At 41.3% G+C, this 16,453-nt stretch carries 16 protein-coding genes; 9 read left to right on the top strand and 7 right to left on the bottom strand.

Annotated features, from left to right (window positions below; genetic code table 11):
* Positions 1 to 142 precede the first annotated feature (142 nt).
* From glnD to M1E93_RS15115, 3 genes are all read left to right on the top strand, one after another.
* Positions 143 to 2,782, top strand: a complete 2,640-nt coding sequence (gene glnD / locus M1E93_RS15105) for a bifunctional uridylyltransferase/uridylyl-removing protein GlnD (RefSeq protein ID WP_104873320.1) — start codon at positions 143 to 145, stop codon at positions 2,780 to 2,782.
* A gap of 48 nt (positions 2,783 to 2,830) precedes the next feature.
* Positions 2,831 to 3,655 carry a 2,3,4,5-tetrahydropyridine-2,6-dicarboxylate N-succinyltransferase gene (gene dapD, locus M1E93_RS15110; RefSeq protein WP_040132403.1) on the top strand — a complete coding sequence of 275 codons (825 nt, stop codon included), beginning with the start codon at positions 2,831 to 2,833 and terminating at the stop codon, positions 3,653 to 3,655.
* Between the two features lie 331 nt (positions 3,656 to 3,986).
* The gene (locus tag M1E93_RS15115) at positions 3,987 to 4,373 is read left to right on the top strand and encodes a DUF3461 family protein (RefSeq protein WP_014657679.1); all 387 of its coding nucleotides are present in this window, start codon (positions 3,987 to 3,989) and stop codon (positions 4,371 to 4,373) included.
* A gap of 61 nt (positions 4,374 to 4,434) precedes the next feature.
* On the opposite strand, the gene M1E93_RS15120 is transcribed toward M1E93_RS15115, so the two are convergent.
* Genes M1E93_RS15120 through M1E93_RS15130 form a run of 3 tightly spaced genes read right to left on the bottom strand, consistent with a single transcriptional unit; the run spans position 4,435 to position 6,010 of the window.
* Positions 4,435 to 4,887, bottom strand: coding sequence for a flavodoxin (locus M1E93_RS15120; RefSeq protein WP_036943415.1), 453 nt, complete (start codon positions 4,885 to 4,887; stop codon positions 4,435 to 4,437).
* A gap of 21 nt (positions 4,888 to 4,908) precedes the next feature.
* Positions 4,909 to 5,667, bottom strand: coding sequence for a tRNA pseudouridine(65) synthase TruC (gene truC, locus M1E93_RS15125; RefSeq protein ID WP_104873319.1), 759 nt, complete (start codon positions 5,665 to 5,667; stop codon positions 4,909 to 4,911).
* A gap of 7 nt (positions 5,668 to 5,674) precedes the next feature.
* Entirely contained in the window at positions 5,675 to 6,010 is a 336-nt protein-coding gene (locus M1E93_RS15130; RefSeq protein ID WP_004916805.1) for a YqcC family protein, read from the bottom strand.
* A gap of 259 nt (positions 6,011 to 6,269) precedes the next feature.
* On the opposite strand from M1E93_RS15130, the gene M1E93_RS15135 reads away from it, so the two are divergent.
* Positions 6,270 to 7,184 (top strand): VirK/YbjX family protein, encoded by a 915-nt coding sequence (locus M1E93_RS15135; RefSeq protein WP_036943413.1) that lies wholly within the window; start codon positions 6,270 to 6,272, stop codon positions 7,182 to 7,184.
* Positions 7,185 to 7,589: 405 nt separating this feature from the next.
* On the opposite strand, the gene syd is transcribed toward M1E93_RS15135, so the two are convergent.
* Positions 7,590 to 8,150, bottom strand: coding sequence for a SecY-interacting protein (gene syd, locus M1E93_RS15140; protein ID WP_426207008.1), 561 nt, complete (start codon positions 8,148 to 8,150; stop codon positions 7,590 to 7,592).
* Positions 8,151 to 8,305: 155 nt separating this feature from the next.
* Here syd and queF point away from each other — a divergent pair, with 155 nt between their 5' ends.
* The 3 genes from queF to xni all read left to right on the top strand — a co-directional run bounded on the left by queF (position 8,306) and on the right by xni (position 11,501).
* Positions 8,306 to 9,151, top strand: coding sequence for an NADPH-dependent 7-cyano-7-deazaguanine reductase QueF (gene queF / locus M1E93_RS15145; RefSeq protein WP_004915363.1), 846 nt, complete (start codon positions 8,306 to 8,308; stop codon positions 9,149 to 9,151).
* A gap of 193 nt (positions 9,152 to 9,344) precedes the next feature.
* Positions 9,345 to 10,712 carry a nucleotide 5'-monophosphate nucleosidase PpnN gene (gene ppnN, locus M1E93_RS15150; RefSeq protein ID WP_014657675.1) on the top strand — a complete coding sequence of 456 codons (1,368 nt, stop codon included), beginning with the start codon at positions 9,345 to 9,347 and terminating at the stop codon, positions 10,710 to 10,712.
* A gap of 30 nt (positions 10,713 to 10,742) precedes the next feature.
* Positions 10,743 to 11,501: a flap endonuclease Xni gene (gene xni / locus M1E93_RS15155; RefSeq protein ID WP_036943252.1), complete on the top strand. Its 759-nt coding sequence runs from the start codon at positions 10,743 to 10,745 to the stop codon at positions 11,499 to 11,501.
* An 88-nt stretch (positions 11,502 to 11,589) separates the two neighbouring features.
* Here xni and rlmM read toward each other — a convergent pair whose 3' ends face one another.
* The 3 genes from rlmM to M1E93_RS15170 all read right to left on the bottom strand — a co-directional run bounded on the left by rlmM (position 11,590) and on the right by M1E93_RS15170 (position 14,162).
* Positions 11,590 to 12,687 (bottom strand): 23S rRNA (cytidine(2498)-2'-O)-methyltransferase RlmM, encoded by a 1,098-nt coding sequence (rlmM, locus tag M1E93_RS15160; protein WP_004916579.1) that lies wholly within the window; start codon positions 12,685 to 12,687, stop codon positions 11,590 to 11,592.
* Positions 12,680 to 13,075: a DUF423 domain-containing protein gene (locus tag M1E93_RS15165; protein WP_014657673.1), complete on the bottom strand. Its 396-nt coding sequence runs from the start codon at positions 13,073 to 13,075 to the stop codon at positions 12,680 to 12,682. The genes rlmM and M1E93_RS15165 overlap by 8 nt, the downstream gene beginning before the upstream one ends.
* Before the next feature lie 145 nt (positions 13,076 to 13,220).
* The gene (locus M1E93_RS15170; RefSeq protein ID WP_004916582.1) at positions 13,221 to 14,162 is read right to left on the bottom strand and encodes a transcriptional regulator GcvA; all 942 of its coding nucleotides are present in this window, start codon (positions 14,160 to 14,162) and stop codon (positions 13,221 to 13,223) included.
* 611 nt (positions 14,163 to 14,773) lie between these two features.
* On the opposite strand from M1E93_RS15170, the gene csdA reads away from it, so the two are divergent.
* Positions 14,774 to 15,982, top strand: coding sequence for a cysteine desulfurase CsdA (gene csdA, locus M1E93_RS15175; protein WP_014657672.1), 1,209 nt, complete (start codon positions 14,774 to 14,776; stop codon positions 15,980 to 15,982).
* A gap of 9 nt (positions 15,983 to 15,991) precedes the next feature.
* Positions 15,992 to 16,453, top strand: a complete 462-nt coding sequence (csdE, locus tag M1E93_RS15180) for a cysteine desulfurase sulfur acceptor subunit CsdE (protein WP_004924917.1) — start codon at positions 15,992 to 15,994, stop codon at positions 16,451 to 16,453.

The raw sequence follows: 16,453 nt of genomic DNA on the forward strand, positions 1-16,453 counted from the left end.
AAACAACTTTCGTAACATGCCGCATACTTAAGGCTTCCCTTCTCTTTTTTTACTCGAAATAATTTAATTTGCGGCTGTTCATCCATGAAAATCCCCAGTAAGCTGTTCACTATTGTGTTCAGCCTATCGATGCGGAAAGATAATGATGACACCATCCTCTGTAGCGTTTTTATCACCCACTTTATTTCAATCTTCTGACCTCGAACTGCTTCGCCTCAAGCAGCATGTCGAATCTTTCCATAACCACTTAGAAGCCGCATTCAAGCAAAACGAGTCCGTGATTGATTTAGTCCATGCGCGCAGTGATTACTTAGATGCCCTACTCACGCGTTTATGGAAAGAGTATCAATTTGACCGACAACCCAATATGTCTTTAATTGCTGTAGGTGGATACGGGCGACATGAGCTGCATCCCTTATCAGACATTGATATTTTAGTGTTAAGTGCAGAGCCTCTTTCTGAACAGATAGCCTCAAAAATAGGCCAGTTTATTACTCTATTGTGGGATCTTAAATTTGATATCGGCCATAGTGTTCGCTCATTGCAAGAGTGTATTGATGCGGGTATCGCCGATTTAACCGTTGCGACAAACCTTATTGAATCGCGCCTAATTTGTGGTGATATCGCCCTATTCTTACGCTTACAAAAAACCATCTTTAGTGATAGTTTTTGGCCTTCAGCAACCTTTTTTGCCGCAAAACTCGAAGAGCAGCAAGATCGCCATCATCGCTATCACAGTACTAGCTATAACTTAGAGCCAGATATAAAAAGTAGCCCTGGAGGGTTACGCGATATCCATACGCTACTTTGGGTCGTTCGGCGGCACTTTGGAGCCACCACCGTCGATGAAATGGTCGGGTTTGGTTTTCTTACTGAAGAAGAGCGCCAAGAGCTAAAAGAGTGTCTCACTTTTTTATGGAAAATCCGCTTCGCTTTACACTTAGTTGTCAAACGCTATGACAATCGCCTTTTATTTGATCGCCAATTTAGTGTCGCTCGCTTACTCGGCTACCAAGGGGAAAAAAACCAGCCCGTTGAACTGATGATGAAGGATTTTTATCGTGTGACACGCCGCGTTCGTGAACTCAATCAGATGTTATTACAACTGTTTGATGACGCTATTCTTACTCTCAATCCTGATGAAAAACCTCGTCCACTAGATGAACAATTTCAGTTGCGGGGGCCATTAATCGATGTTATTGATGATATGCTGTTCGTTAAGCAACCCGCCGCCATTTTAAAAATGTTCTATTTAATGGCTCGATACCCCAATATCACGGGGATCTACTCAACGACCTTGCGCCAACTGCGCTTTGCGCGACGTAATTTAACCGCTCCTTTATGCGAACTCCCTGAAGCTAGGCGGCTTTTTATCAAAATATTACGTCACCCTAGAGCCATTAAAGGGGCTTTCGTTCCCATGCATCTACACAGTGTATTAAGTGCTTATACCCCTTATTGGAGCAATATCGTTGGTCAGATGCAGTTTGACCTTTTTCATGCGTATACGGTCGATGAGCACACCATCCGAGTGCTACAAAAAATAGATAGCTTTACTCATGAAGAAAATCGCCGCGACCATCCACTCTGTGTTAGCGTTTACCCTAAGCTGTTGCATCCAGAAACATTAAGGCTTGCCGCATTATTCCACGATATTGCGAAAGGGCGTTCGGGAGATCATTCTGATTTAGGAGCTGAATTTGTGTATGAGTTTGCTCTGCAACATGATTTGCCGCTCAAGGAAGCTGAGTTAGCCTCTTGGTTAGTAAAAAGCCATTTATTAATGTCAGTTACGGCACAACGTCGCGACATTCAAGACCCCGATGTCATCAAACAATTTGCCCTCGAGGTCAAAACAGTGACGCGGCTAAACTATTTGATGTGTTTAACTGTTGCCGATATTTGTGCAACTAACAGTACGCTTTGGAATAGTTGGAAGCAGAGCCTAATTCGAGAACTGTTTTTATCTACTGAACATCAACTCAACCAAGGAATGCAAAGCACCCCTGATTTACGGGAACGTATCCGCCATCATCGCCACCAAGCGTTAGCATTATTACGCCAATCTTCAATCAATGAAGAAAAATTAAACCAATTATGGTCTCGCTGTCATGCAGACTATTTTTTGCGTCACACGCCTTCTCAATTAGCTTGGCATGCCTGTAACCTATTAAAACATGATCTTGAGCAGCCTCTCGTGTTGATCAGCACACAGCCAAAACACGGTGGAACCGAAATTTTTATTTGGTGCCCCGATAAGCCACACTTATTTGCGGCCGTGGCTGGGGAGCTTGATAGGCGCAACCTGAGTATCCACAGTGCACAGATTTTCACCAACAAAGACAACATGGCAATGGATACCTTTGTGGTGTTAGAACCGAATGGCACGCCATTATCAAAAGATAGATATGAGCAGATCCGCCATAGTCTGCTACACGCGGTACAACAACCAGCGATCTCACTTCCCCAGGCTCGCACTCTACCGTCAAAACTACGCCATTTTACCGTTCCTACCAAAGTGAATTTTTTACGCTCAACCAATGAGCGCCGTAGCTATATGGAGCTCTTTGCTCTCGATCAACCGGGGTTATTAGCACGGGTTGGGCATGTGCTCGCTCAGATGGAAATCTCGTTACATGGTGCACGGATCACCACAATTGGCGAGAAAGTGGAAGATTTTTTCGTCCTTGCAGATAAAAATCACAAAGCGCTCGATAAAAAAATGCAACAAGAGTTATCAGAAAGGTTGACAGAAACCCTCAACTCGAAGGATAAATGTTAGGTTTTATAAGCAATATTATTACTGGTCCTTAAAGGGGAAAATTAATCAATGCAGCAATTACAAGCCATCATTGAACAAGCATTTGAAGATAGAGCGGCTATCACACCATCCACAGTGACCCCCGCCGTTCGCCAAGCGGTGACAGAAACCATTGCCCTACTTGATAGTGGTAAACTGCGTGTTGCTGAAAAAATTTCAGGGGTTTGGGTAACACATCAATGGTTGAAAAAAGCAGTATTACTCTCCTTCCGCATTCACGATAATCAGGTAATCGAAGGGGCTGAAAGCCGTTATTTTGATAAAGTTCCCATGAAATTTGCGGATTACGATCAGGCTCGCTTTGAACGCGAAGGCTTCCGTGTTGTTCCACCCGCTGCTGTTCGCCAAGGGGCATATATCGCTAAAAATAGTGTTTTGATGCCTTCTTATGTCAACATTGGTGCTTATATTGATGAAGGCACCATGGTAGACACATGGGCGACAGTAGGCTCTTGTGCCCAAATCGGTAAAAATGTGCATTTATCCGGCGGAGTTGGTATTGGTGGCGTACTTGAACCACTACAAGCTAACCCAACCATCATTGAAGACAACTGCTTTATTGGCGCCCGTTCAGAAATTGTTGAAGGCGTTATTATTGAAGAAGGGTCTGTCATTTCAATGGGGGTTTATATTGGTCAAAGCACAAAAATTTATGACCGCGAAACTGGTGAGATCCACTATGGACGTGTGCCAGCGGGCTCTGTGGTTGTATCGGGTAATCTGCCATCGAAAGACGGTAGCTACAGCCTTTATTGTGCCGTGATTGTTAAAAAGGTCGATGACAAAACCCGTGGAAAAGTCGGTATTAATGAGCTATTAAGAAGCATTGACTAATCCCACATCCTCGCTCGGCTAGAGATAAAACACGTTCTCTACCCAATCTAAAAATGATAGACCTCTTTTTCTTATGATGAGGGGTTTGTCAATTTCCTCATTTCGCGCATAATATATAAGTTTAGCTATTGTCGGGCTTTCGAGAATATAAACTGTATGATTTTATTTTTTGCCTTTTTAAAACACAGATTAATAGCATCGCTAAGTGTTATTCGCTTTAATGCGCGTGTTTTTAATTCCTGCCAAAAATAGAATAATACTGTTTCTGCTGGCATATGCTAACGGCTCTGTGCCTCTACAAATTTCGGTTTCCTATAACTCGGTGAACAACATGTACGATAATCTAAAAAGTTTAGGTATTAGCAACCCTCAAGATATTGACCGTTATACGCTACGCCAAGAAGCAAATAACGATATTTTAAAAATCTATTTTCGCAAAGATAAAGGGGAATTCTTTGCGAAAAGTGTAAAATTTAAATATCCACGCCAACGCAAAACTGTAGCCGCGGCAGATGGTAGCAATAATTTCAAAGAAATTAATGAGATCAACTCCAACCTACGTTACGCTATTGAAGAACTAGACCAAATTTGCCAAAACGATACAAGTGATATTGATTTGAAGCATAAAATTTTGGATGACCTACGTCATCTTGAGCATGTGGTCTCAAACAAAATCGCTGAAATTGAAGCTGACCTTGAAAAATTAACCCGTAAATAGTTTTAAAATACCGCTCTTATTTTCTTTACTGCACCGAGAATCCTATTCACGGTGCAGTAATTTACAGTTGCTCACCCCAAGATTGTATCCAAGGCTTCGCATATTCTTCGGGTACATCTTCTTCTATCGCGTCAATGAACAAAACCTCACCAATCCGTGTTCCCGATTGTTCAGTTAATAACTCATCAAAACGCTTTCCTGCCCCACAAAAATTTTCGTAGCTGCTATCACCTAAAGCGATTAACCCGTAACGTAATTCAGGTTGATAACCAACAACATCTTGAATTTCATAAAATAGTGGAGCAATCGTATCGGGTAAATCCCCTTGCCCTGTAGAGGAAGTGATGACTAAGGCGACCCCTTCACCCGCATTATATTGCTGCCAGTCACTGAGCATTGGCTCATCAAAAATCGTGACCTCATGGCCGAGTTGCTCCAATATTTCCTGAGCAGATTCAGCCACCGCTAAGGAATTACCATAAACTGTTCCCACAAAAATACCAATTTTTGACACGAACACCTCCTATTGACCCAACTACAGTGATGAATTGAATTCTCCCATTCCCAATTTGCTGGCGATATGCTGCCACCCAAACTGATTTACCAATGACAACCATGACTCATCCCATTGTGCAATCAGAGAGATACGCTCCCCTGAAATGGGATGAGCTAATACTAGCAGGCTGGCATGCAACATTAGCCGTGAAACGGCAAAATGTTGGCTTACACCGCGGTTTTGACGTAAATCACCGTGTTTACTATCGCCAATAATGGGGTGACGAATGTGCGACATATGACGTCGTAACTGATGTTTGCGCCCTGTTTCTGGTTTCAATTCTAGTAAACTAAACCGAGATGTTGGATAACGCCCAATTGCGACTGAGCACTCAACTTGAGCGATTGGCTGGCAATGTGTAACACACTCTTGCAATGCCGGCTCTCTGGTCGCATGTTTATCCGCAATTTTGTCCAACTGCTCAAGTAATGGATAATCAATGGTTTGAGGCGCTTCAACATAGCCACGAACCACCGCATGGTAGATTTTTTCTATTTGATGAGATTCAAACTGCGCCGCTAATTGCCTCTCCACATCACTGGATAATGCAAACAACAACACACCCGATGTTGGCCTATCAAGACGATGGATTGGATAAACAAATTGACCAATTTGGTCTCGTAATGTTTGCATAACAAACACAGTTTCCTTGCTGTCTAACCAGCTGCGGTGCACCAACATACCGGCAGGCTTATTAACAGCAACCATATACTCATCTTGATAAATAATCTCTAACATCAATGAGCTACCTACCCAACTGAGTACTGAAAAAATCATCTAATTCACGAAGGTGAATCAGCAATAAATGATATTGCCCTTCCTCATCATTCTTATAAACTTCTTCAAAATAAGGGGCTATAGCAAAAGCTCCGGGTAAAACAGCGCCTTGCTCAATGAGTGCTTGTAAACGAGGGATAAGTACCCATTGTAACCACTCTGTTGCTTCCATCGTATCAATTGAAAAAGGCTCTGTACTTTCAAAAGCTTCAGGGCTAGGTGGTAATTCACGCCAAAGTGCCTTCGCTCTCATTTCCTCTTCAATATGACGAAGCTTTTCCATGATGCGCTGTTCAATATTCATATAAAAACCTACTTAATAAACTTAATTCGAAATATACGGCATATCCTTCATTAATTCTGTCGTAAATATGGGGTGTAGAACAACCAAAATAATTTCCCACACAAAATCCTAGTTACTTTCACGCAATCCATCTTACCGCAAGCGATTTTATAAGTTTATTTAAAGTTTATTTACCTTTTGTTGTAGTTAATAAGAGTAATATCAGACGCTTTTCACTTTACTGAATAAAAAACACTCAACAATCAAGTATGGTTTATATATGGGATTATTAAAGCAGTGGCGTAAACAAAATAAATTTTGGCAGTCTATTAACAACAGCTATGACCATTTAAAACGACAAGTCCGTATTGCCAAACTCCCGTCTAAACCTTATCAGCAATTTCAATCCATGTGTGAAAGCTACACCAGTGCCCGCATGTCTAAGGAATTAAATAATATTCCTGATTTTGCTGAACGCCCCTTAAATAAGTATTTGCATCGCGAGTGGAACGGAAAACAAAAATTACTCACCGCGAGTCACACCCTAGAACTCATCGAAAAAACATTTTCGACGGATGCTATCAAAGCAATGTTTTCTATTGATCGCCAAGGGTTAAAAGTTGCAGATATCGAATTAAAATCGGGAGATTATGCGCAATTAAGGCTTGTTTACTCCCAATATCCACGCGAAGGTGACCTCACCTTACACCTGCTAAACGAAACAGGGGATGATATCTATTTAATGAGCTTTTCGTTTGGTACTGAGGGCCAACTTTATATCTGTTCTTTACAGGGGCCTGCTACTGAACAAAGTACCGAACAAGTGAAGTCCATTACGAAGCAAATGCATGGGATGCGACCTAAAAATTTATTGATGTCATCTATTTATGCAGTTGCCGCTTTTTTCCACTGTACATCTATTATGGGTATTTCAAACCATTGCCATATTAAGCGCCAACATTTGAAATCAAGCTACGATAATTTTTGGCAAGAGTGTAATGGCACGGTTTCCGCGGATGGCTGGTATCACTTGCCTTTAACAGAGCCTGTTCGTGATATCGAATCGGTCAAAAGCCAACACCGCTCTGCGTTCCGTAAGCGTGAGTCTCTAAGAGAAGCCATGTATCAAAGTGTGTTAAACGCATTAACGCAATATTCTACCGACCCACATCAAAAGACACGAACGCAACACTAAGTGAAAAAGAAGCCAGCCAACAAGAGGGTTGACTGGCTTATCTCATGTTTTAAAGGGTGTTAAAGCATCCTGCAAAAACGACCTCCTGCCGTTCGACATCCTGTCGCTAATAAACAGATTAAAGTCAGCGACATGCGCCACTTTGCCATCCATGACCTCTGTTTACTGATAAAGCAGCAAACTCACTGCTCCCTCATTCAGTCGTTTAAGAATGTATTAAAAACACTAATGAAACAACCTAGTGCAATAAACTTAAAAACAGCCTTAAACCTTCAATTTAAGAGATTGATAGTAACTACATGAAATTAAATGTTAAATAATGCTCACTTAGATAAATTAAGAAAATTAAGGTTTATTTCTTAATTGATTTGTAAGCTATTTCCTACAGCTTCCATCAGCAATATCTTACTTAAGCGGTTCTACTACTGGGGTTAACTCTTGAATAAAATGGATAAGATTAGGCGCTAACACGCGTTTTTCCTTACTACCAAATTTTTCTAAAATAATTTCTCCCGTTAAATTACATAACGAAATCATTTCTAAATCAGATTCTAATGTTGCTATAAATAATGTTGGTGATAGTTTTAAACGCTTTTGGGTAACTAGATGACCAATTAAATTTTCTTGCAAACGGATAAAATCCTCTTCGCTCCACACTTGAACCAAATTCAATAGATGACCTTCAAATTGAGCCTTCATATCCCCCGCAAGCTGAGTGGTATAAAAAGGATGGATCATCGGCTGTAATTCAATATCCAATGCTGTCGCTACTTTATTTAAGTTTTTATCTGCTATTGGGAAGGCTTGTGGCTCCCAATAAACCCAATTTTCCCCCGTCCGAATGACACAAGGAGACGGAATGCCATATAGGTCACAGGAAGCAGGCGATAGACCTGTTTGCTCCTTCCATTTGGTCACATATTGTTGAGTAAATTGAGTAAGCGCTTCAGAAACGGTTGTATTCATAATGATTTAATAACTTTAGATTGAGTGAACTGAAATGGCGGCAATATCATTAATAAATGATATTATGACAGAAGTTAACCGATGAATGAATTGCTCTCATTTTCAGCCGTTTTATGGTATCGCGTGCTTTTAGTACATGAAGTTTAAGGATCACTATGTCACACTATCAAAATAACCCTGCTTTGGATAATCTCACACTAGGAAAAAAAACGGCATATTATGATCAATATGACCCAAGCCTACTCCAAGCCGTTCCGCGCAGCTTAAATAGAGATCCGTTAGATATTCACGCTGATAACCTACCGTTTCATGGGGCTGATATTTGGACCTTATACGAGCTATCTTGGCTCAACAAGAAAGGTGTTCCGCAAGTCGCTATTGGTTCAGTCCATGTCGATGCACAAAGTGAAAACTTGATCGAATCAAAAAGTTTTAAACTCTACCTAAATAGTTTTAACCAAACTCGCTATGATTCATGGGAAAATGTGCGAAGTGTTTTGCAAAACGACTTAAGCAATTGTGCTAATGGAAAAGTTAGCGTTACACTCCATAAACTTGATGAGTTTTCACAGCAAGCGATTTGCCAATTTGAAGGGATTTGTATTGATGAACAGGATATCGAGATCAATCAATATGAATTTAGTCGTGATTATCTCGCAAATAGCACGGAAAATGAAAACGTAGAAGAAACACTAGTTAGCCATTTATTAAAGTCGAATTGTTTGATTACTAACCAACCCGATTGGGGGTCAGTACAAATTCGTTATCGTGGCCCGAAGATCAACCGTGAAGCACTGCTGCGCTATTTGGTCTCTTTCCGTCATCATAACGAATTCCATGAACAATGCGTCGAACGTATTTTTAATGATATAACACAACTGTGTAAGCCTGAACAACTCAGTGTTTACGCACGCTATACGCGCCGTGGTGGTCTTGATATCAATCCATGGCGTAGTAATACCCAATTTACGCCTGAAATAGGACGTTTAGCACGGCAATAAGCACCTTAATTAAGTTAATTGATATAATTTTATATACTCTAAATAGTTCGAGGTACAGCAAGGCGACCGGTAGACCAGTCGTAGCAAGGCAGAAATAACGATGCCAATGGTGCGAAAGTAAACTGAGTCAATGACGCCGTAACTTGAAGTATGGCGAGTATATCAAGATCCCTTTGGGATAAAGGAGAGTTACTTGATTACTCATATCAGTCCATTAGGATCCATGGATCTCTTATCTCAACTTGAAGTTGATATGTTAAAGCGTACCGCAAGCAGTCATTTGTATCGCTTGTTCAGAAACTGCTCATTAGCGGTTTTAAATTCAGGGAGCTTAACAGACAACAGTAAAGATTTATTGGATAAGCATACTGACTTCGATATCAACGTATTACGACGTGAGCGCGGTGTCAAACTTGAGCTAATTAACCCACCTCAAGATGCTTTTGTCGATGGTAAAATCATCCGTTCTATACAAGCAAACCTGTTTGCGGTACTGCGTGATATCCTCTTTGTTCATGCTCAAATCATCAATGCAGAGCAAAAAATGCATTTAGATCTGGGAAATGGCACTCACCTAACTAACGTCATTTTCTCTATATTACGTAACGCGCGTACACTGCATCTTGATGAAGATCCAAGCATGATTGTTTGCTGGGGTGGTCACTCTATCAACGAAACCGAGTACCTATATGGCCGTAAAGTCGGTAATGAGCTTGGTTTAAGAGAGCTAAATATCTGCACAGGTTGTGGCCCCGGAGCCATGGAAGCCCCAATGAAAGGGGCGGCTGTTGGCCATGCTCAACAACGCTATAAAAATAGCCGTTTTATCGGCCTAACAGAGCCATCTATCATTGCTGCTGAGCCACCTAACCCTTTAGTCAATGAGCTTATCATCATGCCTGATATCGAAAAGCGCCTTGAAGCGTTCGTTCGCTTAGCGCATGGGATCATTATTTTCCCTGGGGGCGTCGGTACAGCAGAAGAGCTTCTCTATTTGCTAGGCATTTTGATGGATCCTGAAAATAGCGAACAAGTATTGCCATTGGTTTTAACGGGGCCAAAAGAAAGTGCCGAGTACTTCTCTGTGTTAGATGATTTTATTCGTCATACACTTGGTGAAGAAGCCAGCAAACACTATCAAATCATCATTGATGATCCCCAAGAAGTCGCTCGTGTAATGAAAAAACACATGCCATTGGTGAAAGACAACCGTCGTAGCACAGGCGATGCTTATAGCTTTAACTGGTCAATTAAGATCAACCCTGAATTACAGCATCCTTTCGAGCCGACTCATGAAAATATGGCGTCACTGAATCTGTATCCAGGTCAATCACCAGAAAAACTGGCCTCTGATCTTAGAAGAGCCTTCTCTGGTATCGTTGCGGGTAACGTGAAAGAAGTCGGTATGAAGGCTATTGAACAGTATGGCCCGTTTAAAATTCATGGTGATAAAGAAATTATGCAACGCATGGATATTCTACTGCGCGGTTTTGTCGACCAACATCGAATGAAACTGCCGGGTGGAACAGCCTATGAGCCTTGCTACGAAATAGTGAAATAATATAATGAGGCCAAGGATGGCGTAAATTTTATGATCCACTTACTGATAATTGATGCACTTAATTTAATTCGCCGCATACATGCCGTACAAGGCAGTCCTTGCGGCGATGCCTGCTTATCTGCGGTAGCACAGCTTATCTCTCACACCTCACCGACCCATATTGTTGCAGTATTCGATGAGGAAGGTAGGCACAATAGCTGGCGGCATGAAAAACTGCCTGACTATAAAGCAGGCCGTCAGCCCATGCCTGAAAATTTATATGCTGAGCTACCTTCATTAGTCAAACAATTCGAAGCAAAAGGCGTCCACTGCTGGCAATCAAGTGGTGACGAAGCGGATGATTTAGCGGCAACTTTAGCCAAGAAAATCGCCGATGCAGGGCAAACTGTCACTATCGTTTCTACTGATAAAGGCTATTGCCAACTACTGTCGCCTTCAATTCGTATTCGCGACTATTTTCAAAAACGCTGGTTAGATGTGCCTTTTATCGAAAAAGAATTTGGCGTAAAACCTTGCCAATTACCTGATTACTGGGGGTTAGCGGGGATCAGCAGCAGTAAAGTGCCTGGTGTCGCGGGAATTGGTGCTAAAAGTGCCACACAACTGCTACAACAATACCACTCCATTGAGAACTTATTTGCTCATTTAGATAGCGTTGATGAAAAATGGAGAAAAAAGCTTATTGGTCAGTTTGATATAGCAAAAGTTTGCCGCGATATTGCAACCTTAAGAACAGATATTCAGTTGCAAGGGAACCTGAACCAATTGCGCTATCACCCCAAACCATAAGCAATAAAAAACTGCCTCTTCATTCACTGTTAACCAGCGTTTAGGAAGCAGTTTTTGCTATATGATATGTTCTTACTAAATATCAGATTTAGTCGCGTATTGGTGCATAAGCAGACCAAATACGTTGTACATGAACGGTAATTTCTTCGCGGTCATGGTACAGCTGTTTCGCTTGGATCCGCACATTGATGCCATTTTCTGCCAATTGTGTACGCATCTTTTCAAGGATATGAGACACTTCCTCATAGCGCTTTTTCATCGGTAGCTTTAAGTTGAAAATGGTTTCACGGCACCACCCATGCAATAGCCACTCCGTGATTAACGCAGCGACTTTCGCCGGTTTTTCAACCATATCACACACTAACCAAGTAATATTTTTCGTATTTGGCTCGAATTTAAAACCATCGACTTGATGGTGCCTAACTTGCCCCGTGTCCATCAAGCTTTGCGCCATCGGACCATTATCCACGGCATGAACCATCATACTGCGCTTAACTAATTGGTAGGTCCATCCCCCCGGACATGCACCAAGATCCACCGCATTCATACCGCTTGCTAGCCGCTCATCCCACTCATCGTAAGGGATAAATATGTGAAATGCCTCTTCTAATTTCAATGTTGAGCGACTAGGTGCATCCGATGGAAACTTAAGCCGAGGGATCCCCATATAAAATGGCGAGCTATTCGAACTGTAAGAATATCCGGTATAACAACAGCCTGAAGCAATAAAGAAAACATGGATAACCGGACGTTTGAAATTCTCTTTAGCCAGTAAAACTTTTTCTTGTCGTAAAGCATTACGCAAAGGCACCGTAAATTTACGGCAAAATTTCATCAACTCTTTGCTTTCATTAGTATCAGCAACTTCAACGCGAAGATCGCCTGCTCGTTCAACCTGCTGGCTCAGCGCATTCACAATGGGGGTAACACGATCTTCTGGAGGTAAATCTTTAAGCAGTTCCCCAACCACAAACATTTGACGAGCAAAAATCAGCTCACGAAAAGGTAGCTCGCGGGCAAGTTTATCGGCATCTTCAGCTTGATAGCATTCAAAAATAACATAACCGCTATTTTCTTTGACGCGCGCAAAACCATAAACCTCTTTTTGCCCAGCTTTATCTGTAATTTCGGCCGCACACTCTTTTTCAAAGCCTGGACGGCAATATAATGCAATTTTATTACTCATGGCGTAACGCCGGTTTCCTTAGACGCATAGCGCCGATAACGACCAACAGCCAGCCAATAAGAAAACAAACTCCCCCTATTGGCGTAAAATAGGAAAAGTATTTTACCTGTAACAAGGCCATACAATAAAGGCTACCACTGAAAAGAAGTATGCCTACGGCGAAAAAAACGCCACACCAGTAAAACCATAGAACCACTTTACGCAATAAAATCGCCCCTAGCACCATTAAAGCTACTGTATGTAGCATCTGATACCGCAAACCGATTTCAATCCATTCCATCTGATGAGCACTCATAATCGACGAAAGCGCATGAGAGCCAATGGCACCAAAAGCCACAGTAAAAAAGCCACTAATCCCAGCAAAAATTAACATCAAACGACTATTCACAGTAACACCTTTTATTAACCATACCCTAAATAATCCCAGTTGCATCAAGGGGTTAATTTAAAATCCCGATAAACACGATAAACTGAGTGCCGTTTTACCTATCTATGCAACCAACTGCAACTTGAAAAATAACGGGTATATATGATTACTGAATAAGCGCCATATCTTGGTCACCCGTAATAAACCCCAGTTTTTCTTGCTCGCTTGCTGCTTGAGTCAAGATCCATTGACGAAATGCAGCTATTTTTCCCAAATCAGCTTGGTTTTCCTGACAAACAAGGTAAAACGCGTTTTTACTCACCAATACCTCGTTGAATGGGCAAACCAAACGACCTGCATCAATTTCATTTTTTGCCATAACATTATTTGTTAAAGCGACACCCTGACCATGTACTGCGGCTTGAATGACCATAGCACTATGACTAAAAATAGGGCCTTGTTGTACATTGATAATATTGTGCAATTCTAATTGGCGAATATAAGCTTGCCAATCCCGACGAGAAGAATCATGTAATAACGTATGATTGACTAAGTCTTCAGGCTGCTTTAATTGATGCGCCCCCGTTAATAATAACGGAGAACAAACTGGCATTAAATATTCAGCATACAGCCTATCCGTCCTTAGACCAGACCAATTTCCTCGCCCATAGAAAATAGCCACATCAACATCATCCGCTAATTTATCTTCTTCCCTATCAACGGCCTGAATACGAACATCAATCCCCGGATAAGCTTGGTTAAAGCTAGAAAGACGCGGGACAAGCCACTGTATTGCAAAACTAGGGGATAAACTAACCGTTAATGCTCCCTTAGCACTTCGCGCCTGTAATTTCCTTGTCGCCTCATTAATAGAAGAAAATATCTCTTTAATATCAAGATAATAACTTTGGCCTTCTTCTGTTAACAGCAAAGAACGATTGCGCCGGCGAAATAACTTTAACCCGAGGAAATCTTCCAAACTTTTCATTTGGTGACTCACAGCGGCTTGGGTCACAAACAACTCTTCCGCCGCTTTAGTAAAACTTAAATGACGAGCGGCGGCATCAAACACTCTTAACGCATTAAGTGGCGGTAATCTTTTAGACATAATCACTTCTACTTGATAGGGTTATACGCATTAGTTTTTCTCATCCGAAGCATTATAAATTGTCCATTGAGGATACGCCAGTAAATACCTATAGTATGCACACTTCCTAAGCCGGAACGAAAAGTTACAGAGTTTAGTTACTTTGAAACTTTTGGCTTTGTGGTTGTGATGTTGTGTTTGCAAGTTGTCTGGGAATGCCAGACTTTGTAGCTTTAGCTACTGTTTTTTTTCACTTCCTGTACATTTACCCTGTCTGTCCATAGTGATTTTATGATGCACCGCTTTAATTGCGGTGCTTTTTTTTGCCTAACAATTGCAAATAACATTTTCAAGACAGGTTTTAACCAGTTTACAAAAAATATTATCAGTTAAATATTTAAGATAATTCTTGAATTTTCCCCATCCAAAGATGAGCTCACCGAAAAGACAAAAGAAAAATGATTGCAATATGCAGTAAAAGGCATAATCATTTCCCTAATTTTTCTAAAGCTCTAATAAAAACCAGCGGTAAAATTAAATGTAACAAAAGATTTCGATGAATAAATCGAGAATATCATCAATAATTATGATTACAAACCAAACGCCAAATATTTAGATAAAGAACACATATAATGTACCATTTTTCTGCAACACAATTTCGAAAACAATTTCCAGCTATCAATTCTCAAACGATTCATCTTGATAGTGCAGCAACAGCCTTAAAACCAAACTCAATGATTGAAGCCGCAGATAACTATTACCGTCACTCTGGCAGTTCAGTTTATCGAGGTCAATCTCCAGAGTCGTTACGAATTACTGAAAATTATGAACAAGGCAGGAAACGTGTCGCGAAATTGATTAATGCAGAGAGTGAAAATACCATTATTTGGACCCGAGGAACCACCGAGTCCATTAACCTTATTGCCCAAAGTTATTTTAGAAATCATTTAACAGCAAATGATGAAATTATTGTTAGCGAATTAGAACACCACTCTAATTTATTACCTTGGCTGATTCTTGCACAGCAAACTGGTGCAAAAATTGTCAAATGGCCTGTCACTCAACACTACACCCTCGATATTGAAAGCCTTAAGCCGCTACTTAATCCACGTAGCAAAGTGATCGCTATCACCCAGATGTCAAACGTAACAGGCTATCAACCAAATTTAGCAGCAGTAACGTCACTAGCTCATGCGGCTGGGGCGCTCGTTGTCGTTGATGGCGCACAAGGTGTGGTACATGCCCCAATTGATGTCACCGCTTTGAATATCGATTTTTATGCTTTCTCCGCCCATAAATTATATGGCCCAACTGGGCTTGGCGTTTGCTATGGCAAACCACAATTGTTGGCTGCGATGTCACCATGGCATGGTGGCGGTAAAATGTTATCAGAAGTTAATTTTGAGGGCTTTACTCCCGCTCCTGTTCCTTATTGTTTTGAAGCTGGCACACCAAATATCGCTGGCGTCATTGCCTTTTCAGCCACTCTTGACTGGTTATCTCACATCGATTTACACCAATCTGAGGCCTATTGTTGTTCACTCATCCACTACGCATACGAAGAACTCAGCAAATTAGAGGGGTTTATCTGCTATAGCCAGCCTAATACTCCGCTACTTTCCTTTAATTTCGCTGGCATACATCATAGCGATTTGGGCCTATTGTTGACTGAACAAAAAATTGCATTACGCTATGGGCAACATTGTACGCAACCATTAATGGATGCAATTGCTATTACAGGCTGCTTACGCATCTCTGTCATGCCTTACAATGATCAGCAAGATATTGATAAATTTATTAACGCAGTAAAATTTGCACTCTCAATACTGAATGATGAATAAGGAAGCCGAATGACTTCAATAATATCGACATTTGTTCCACACCCTTTCGGTACGACGCTGAAAATTGAAGAGATTATTGAACAATTTTCAGCACAAAAAGCGTGGGAAGATAAATATCGCTTGCTTATCCAACTCGCTCGTCAACTACCGACTCTGACTGATGAACAAAAGCAGCAGACTCAGGAAGTGAAAGGTTGCGAAAACAGAGTGTGGATTGGTGCAAGACTCAACGATGACCAAACATTTCATTTTTATGGCGATAGTGAAGGACGTGTTGTTAAAGGGCTATTTGCGATTTTATTAGCCGCAGTGGAACAAAAAAATAGCCAAGCGATCCTCGCTGTCGATTTTGAGGATATTTTGAATAGAACTGGGTTATCTGGCCAACTCAGTGAATCTCGACAAAATGGAATAGCCGCATTAATAACGACTATTCGCAACTTTGCCAGCGAAATGACACCTGCCGAATAA

This window comes from Providencia sp. PROV272 (assembly GCF_049901975.1).
Classification (GTDB): Bacteria; Pseudomonadota; Gammaproteobacteria; order Enterobacterales; family Enterobacteriaceae; genus Providencia; species Providencia stuartii.

Coding starts and splice junctions, on each gene's coding strand:
- glnD (WP_104873320.1), top strand. CDS start 143: ATGATGACACCATCCTCTGTAGCGTTTTTATCACCCACTTTATTTCAA.
- dapD (WP_040132403.1), top strand. CDS start 2,831: ATGCAGCAATTACAAGCCATCATTGAACAAGCATTTGAAGATAGAGCG.
- M1E93_RS15115 (WP_014657679.1), top strand. CDS start 3,987: ATGTACGATAATCTAAAAAGTTTAGGTATTAGCAACCCTCAAGATATT.
- truC (WP_104873319.1), bottom strand. CDS start 5,667: ATGTTAGAGATTATTTATCAAGATGAGTATATGGTTGCTGTTAATAAG.
- M1E93_RS15130 (WP_004916805.1), bottom strand. CDS start 6,010: ATGAATATTGAACAGCGCATCATGGAAAAGCTTCGTCATATTGAAGAG.
- M1E93_RS15135 (WP_036943413.1), top strand. CDS start 6,270: ATGGGATTATTAAAGCAGTGGCGTAAACAAAATAAATTTTGGCAGTCT.
- syd (WP_426207008.1), bottom strand. CDS start 8,150: ATGAATACAACCGTTTCTGAAGCGCTTACTCAATTTACTCAACAATAT.
- queF (WP_004915363.1), top strand. CDS start 8,306: ATGTCACACTATCAAAATAACCCTGCTTTGGATAATCTCACACTAGGA.
- xni (WP_036943252.1), top strand. CDS start 10,743: ATGATCCACTTACTGATAATTGATGCACTTAATTTAATTCGCCGCATA.
- rlmM (WP_004916579.1), bottom strand. CDS start 12,687: ATGAGTAATAAAATTGCATTATATTGCCGTCCAGGCTTTGAAAAAGAG.
- M1E93_RS15170 (WP_004916582.1), bottom strand. CDS start 14,162: ATGTCTAAAAGATTACCGCCACTTAATGCGTTAAGAGTGTTTGATGCC.
- csdA (WP_014657672.1), top strand. CDS start 14,774: ATGTACCATTTTTCTGCAACACAATTTCGAAAACAATTTCCAGCTATC.
- csdE (WP_004924917.1), top strand. CDS start 15,992: ATGACTTCAATAATATCGACATTTGTTCCACACCCTTTCGGTACGACG.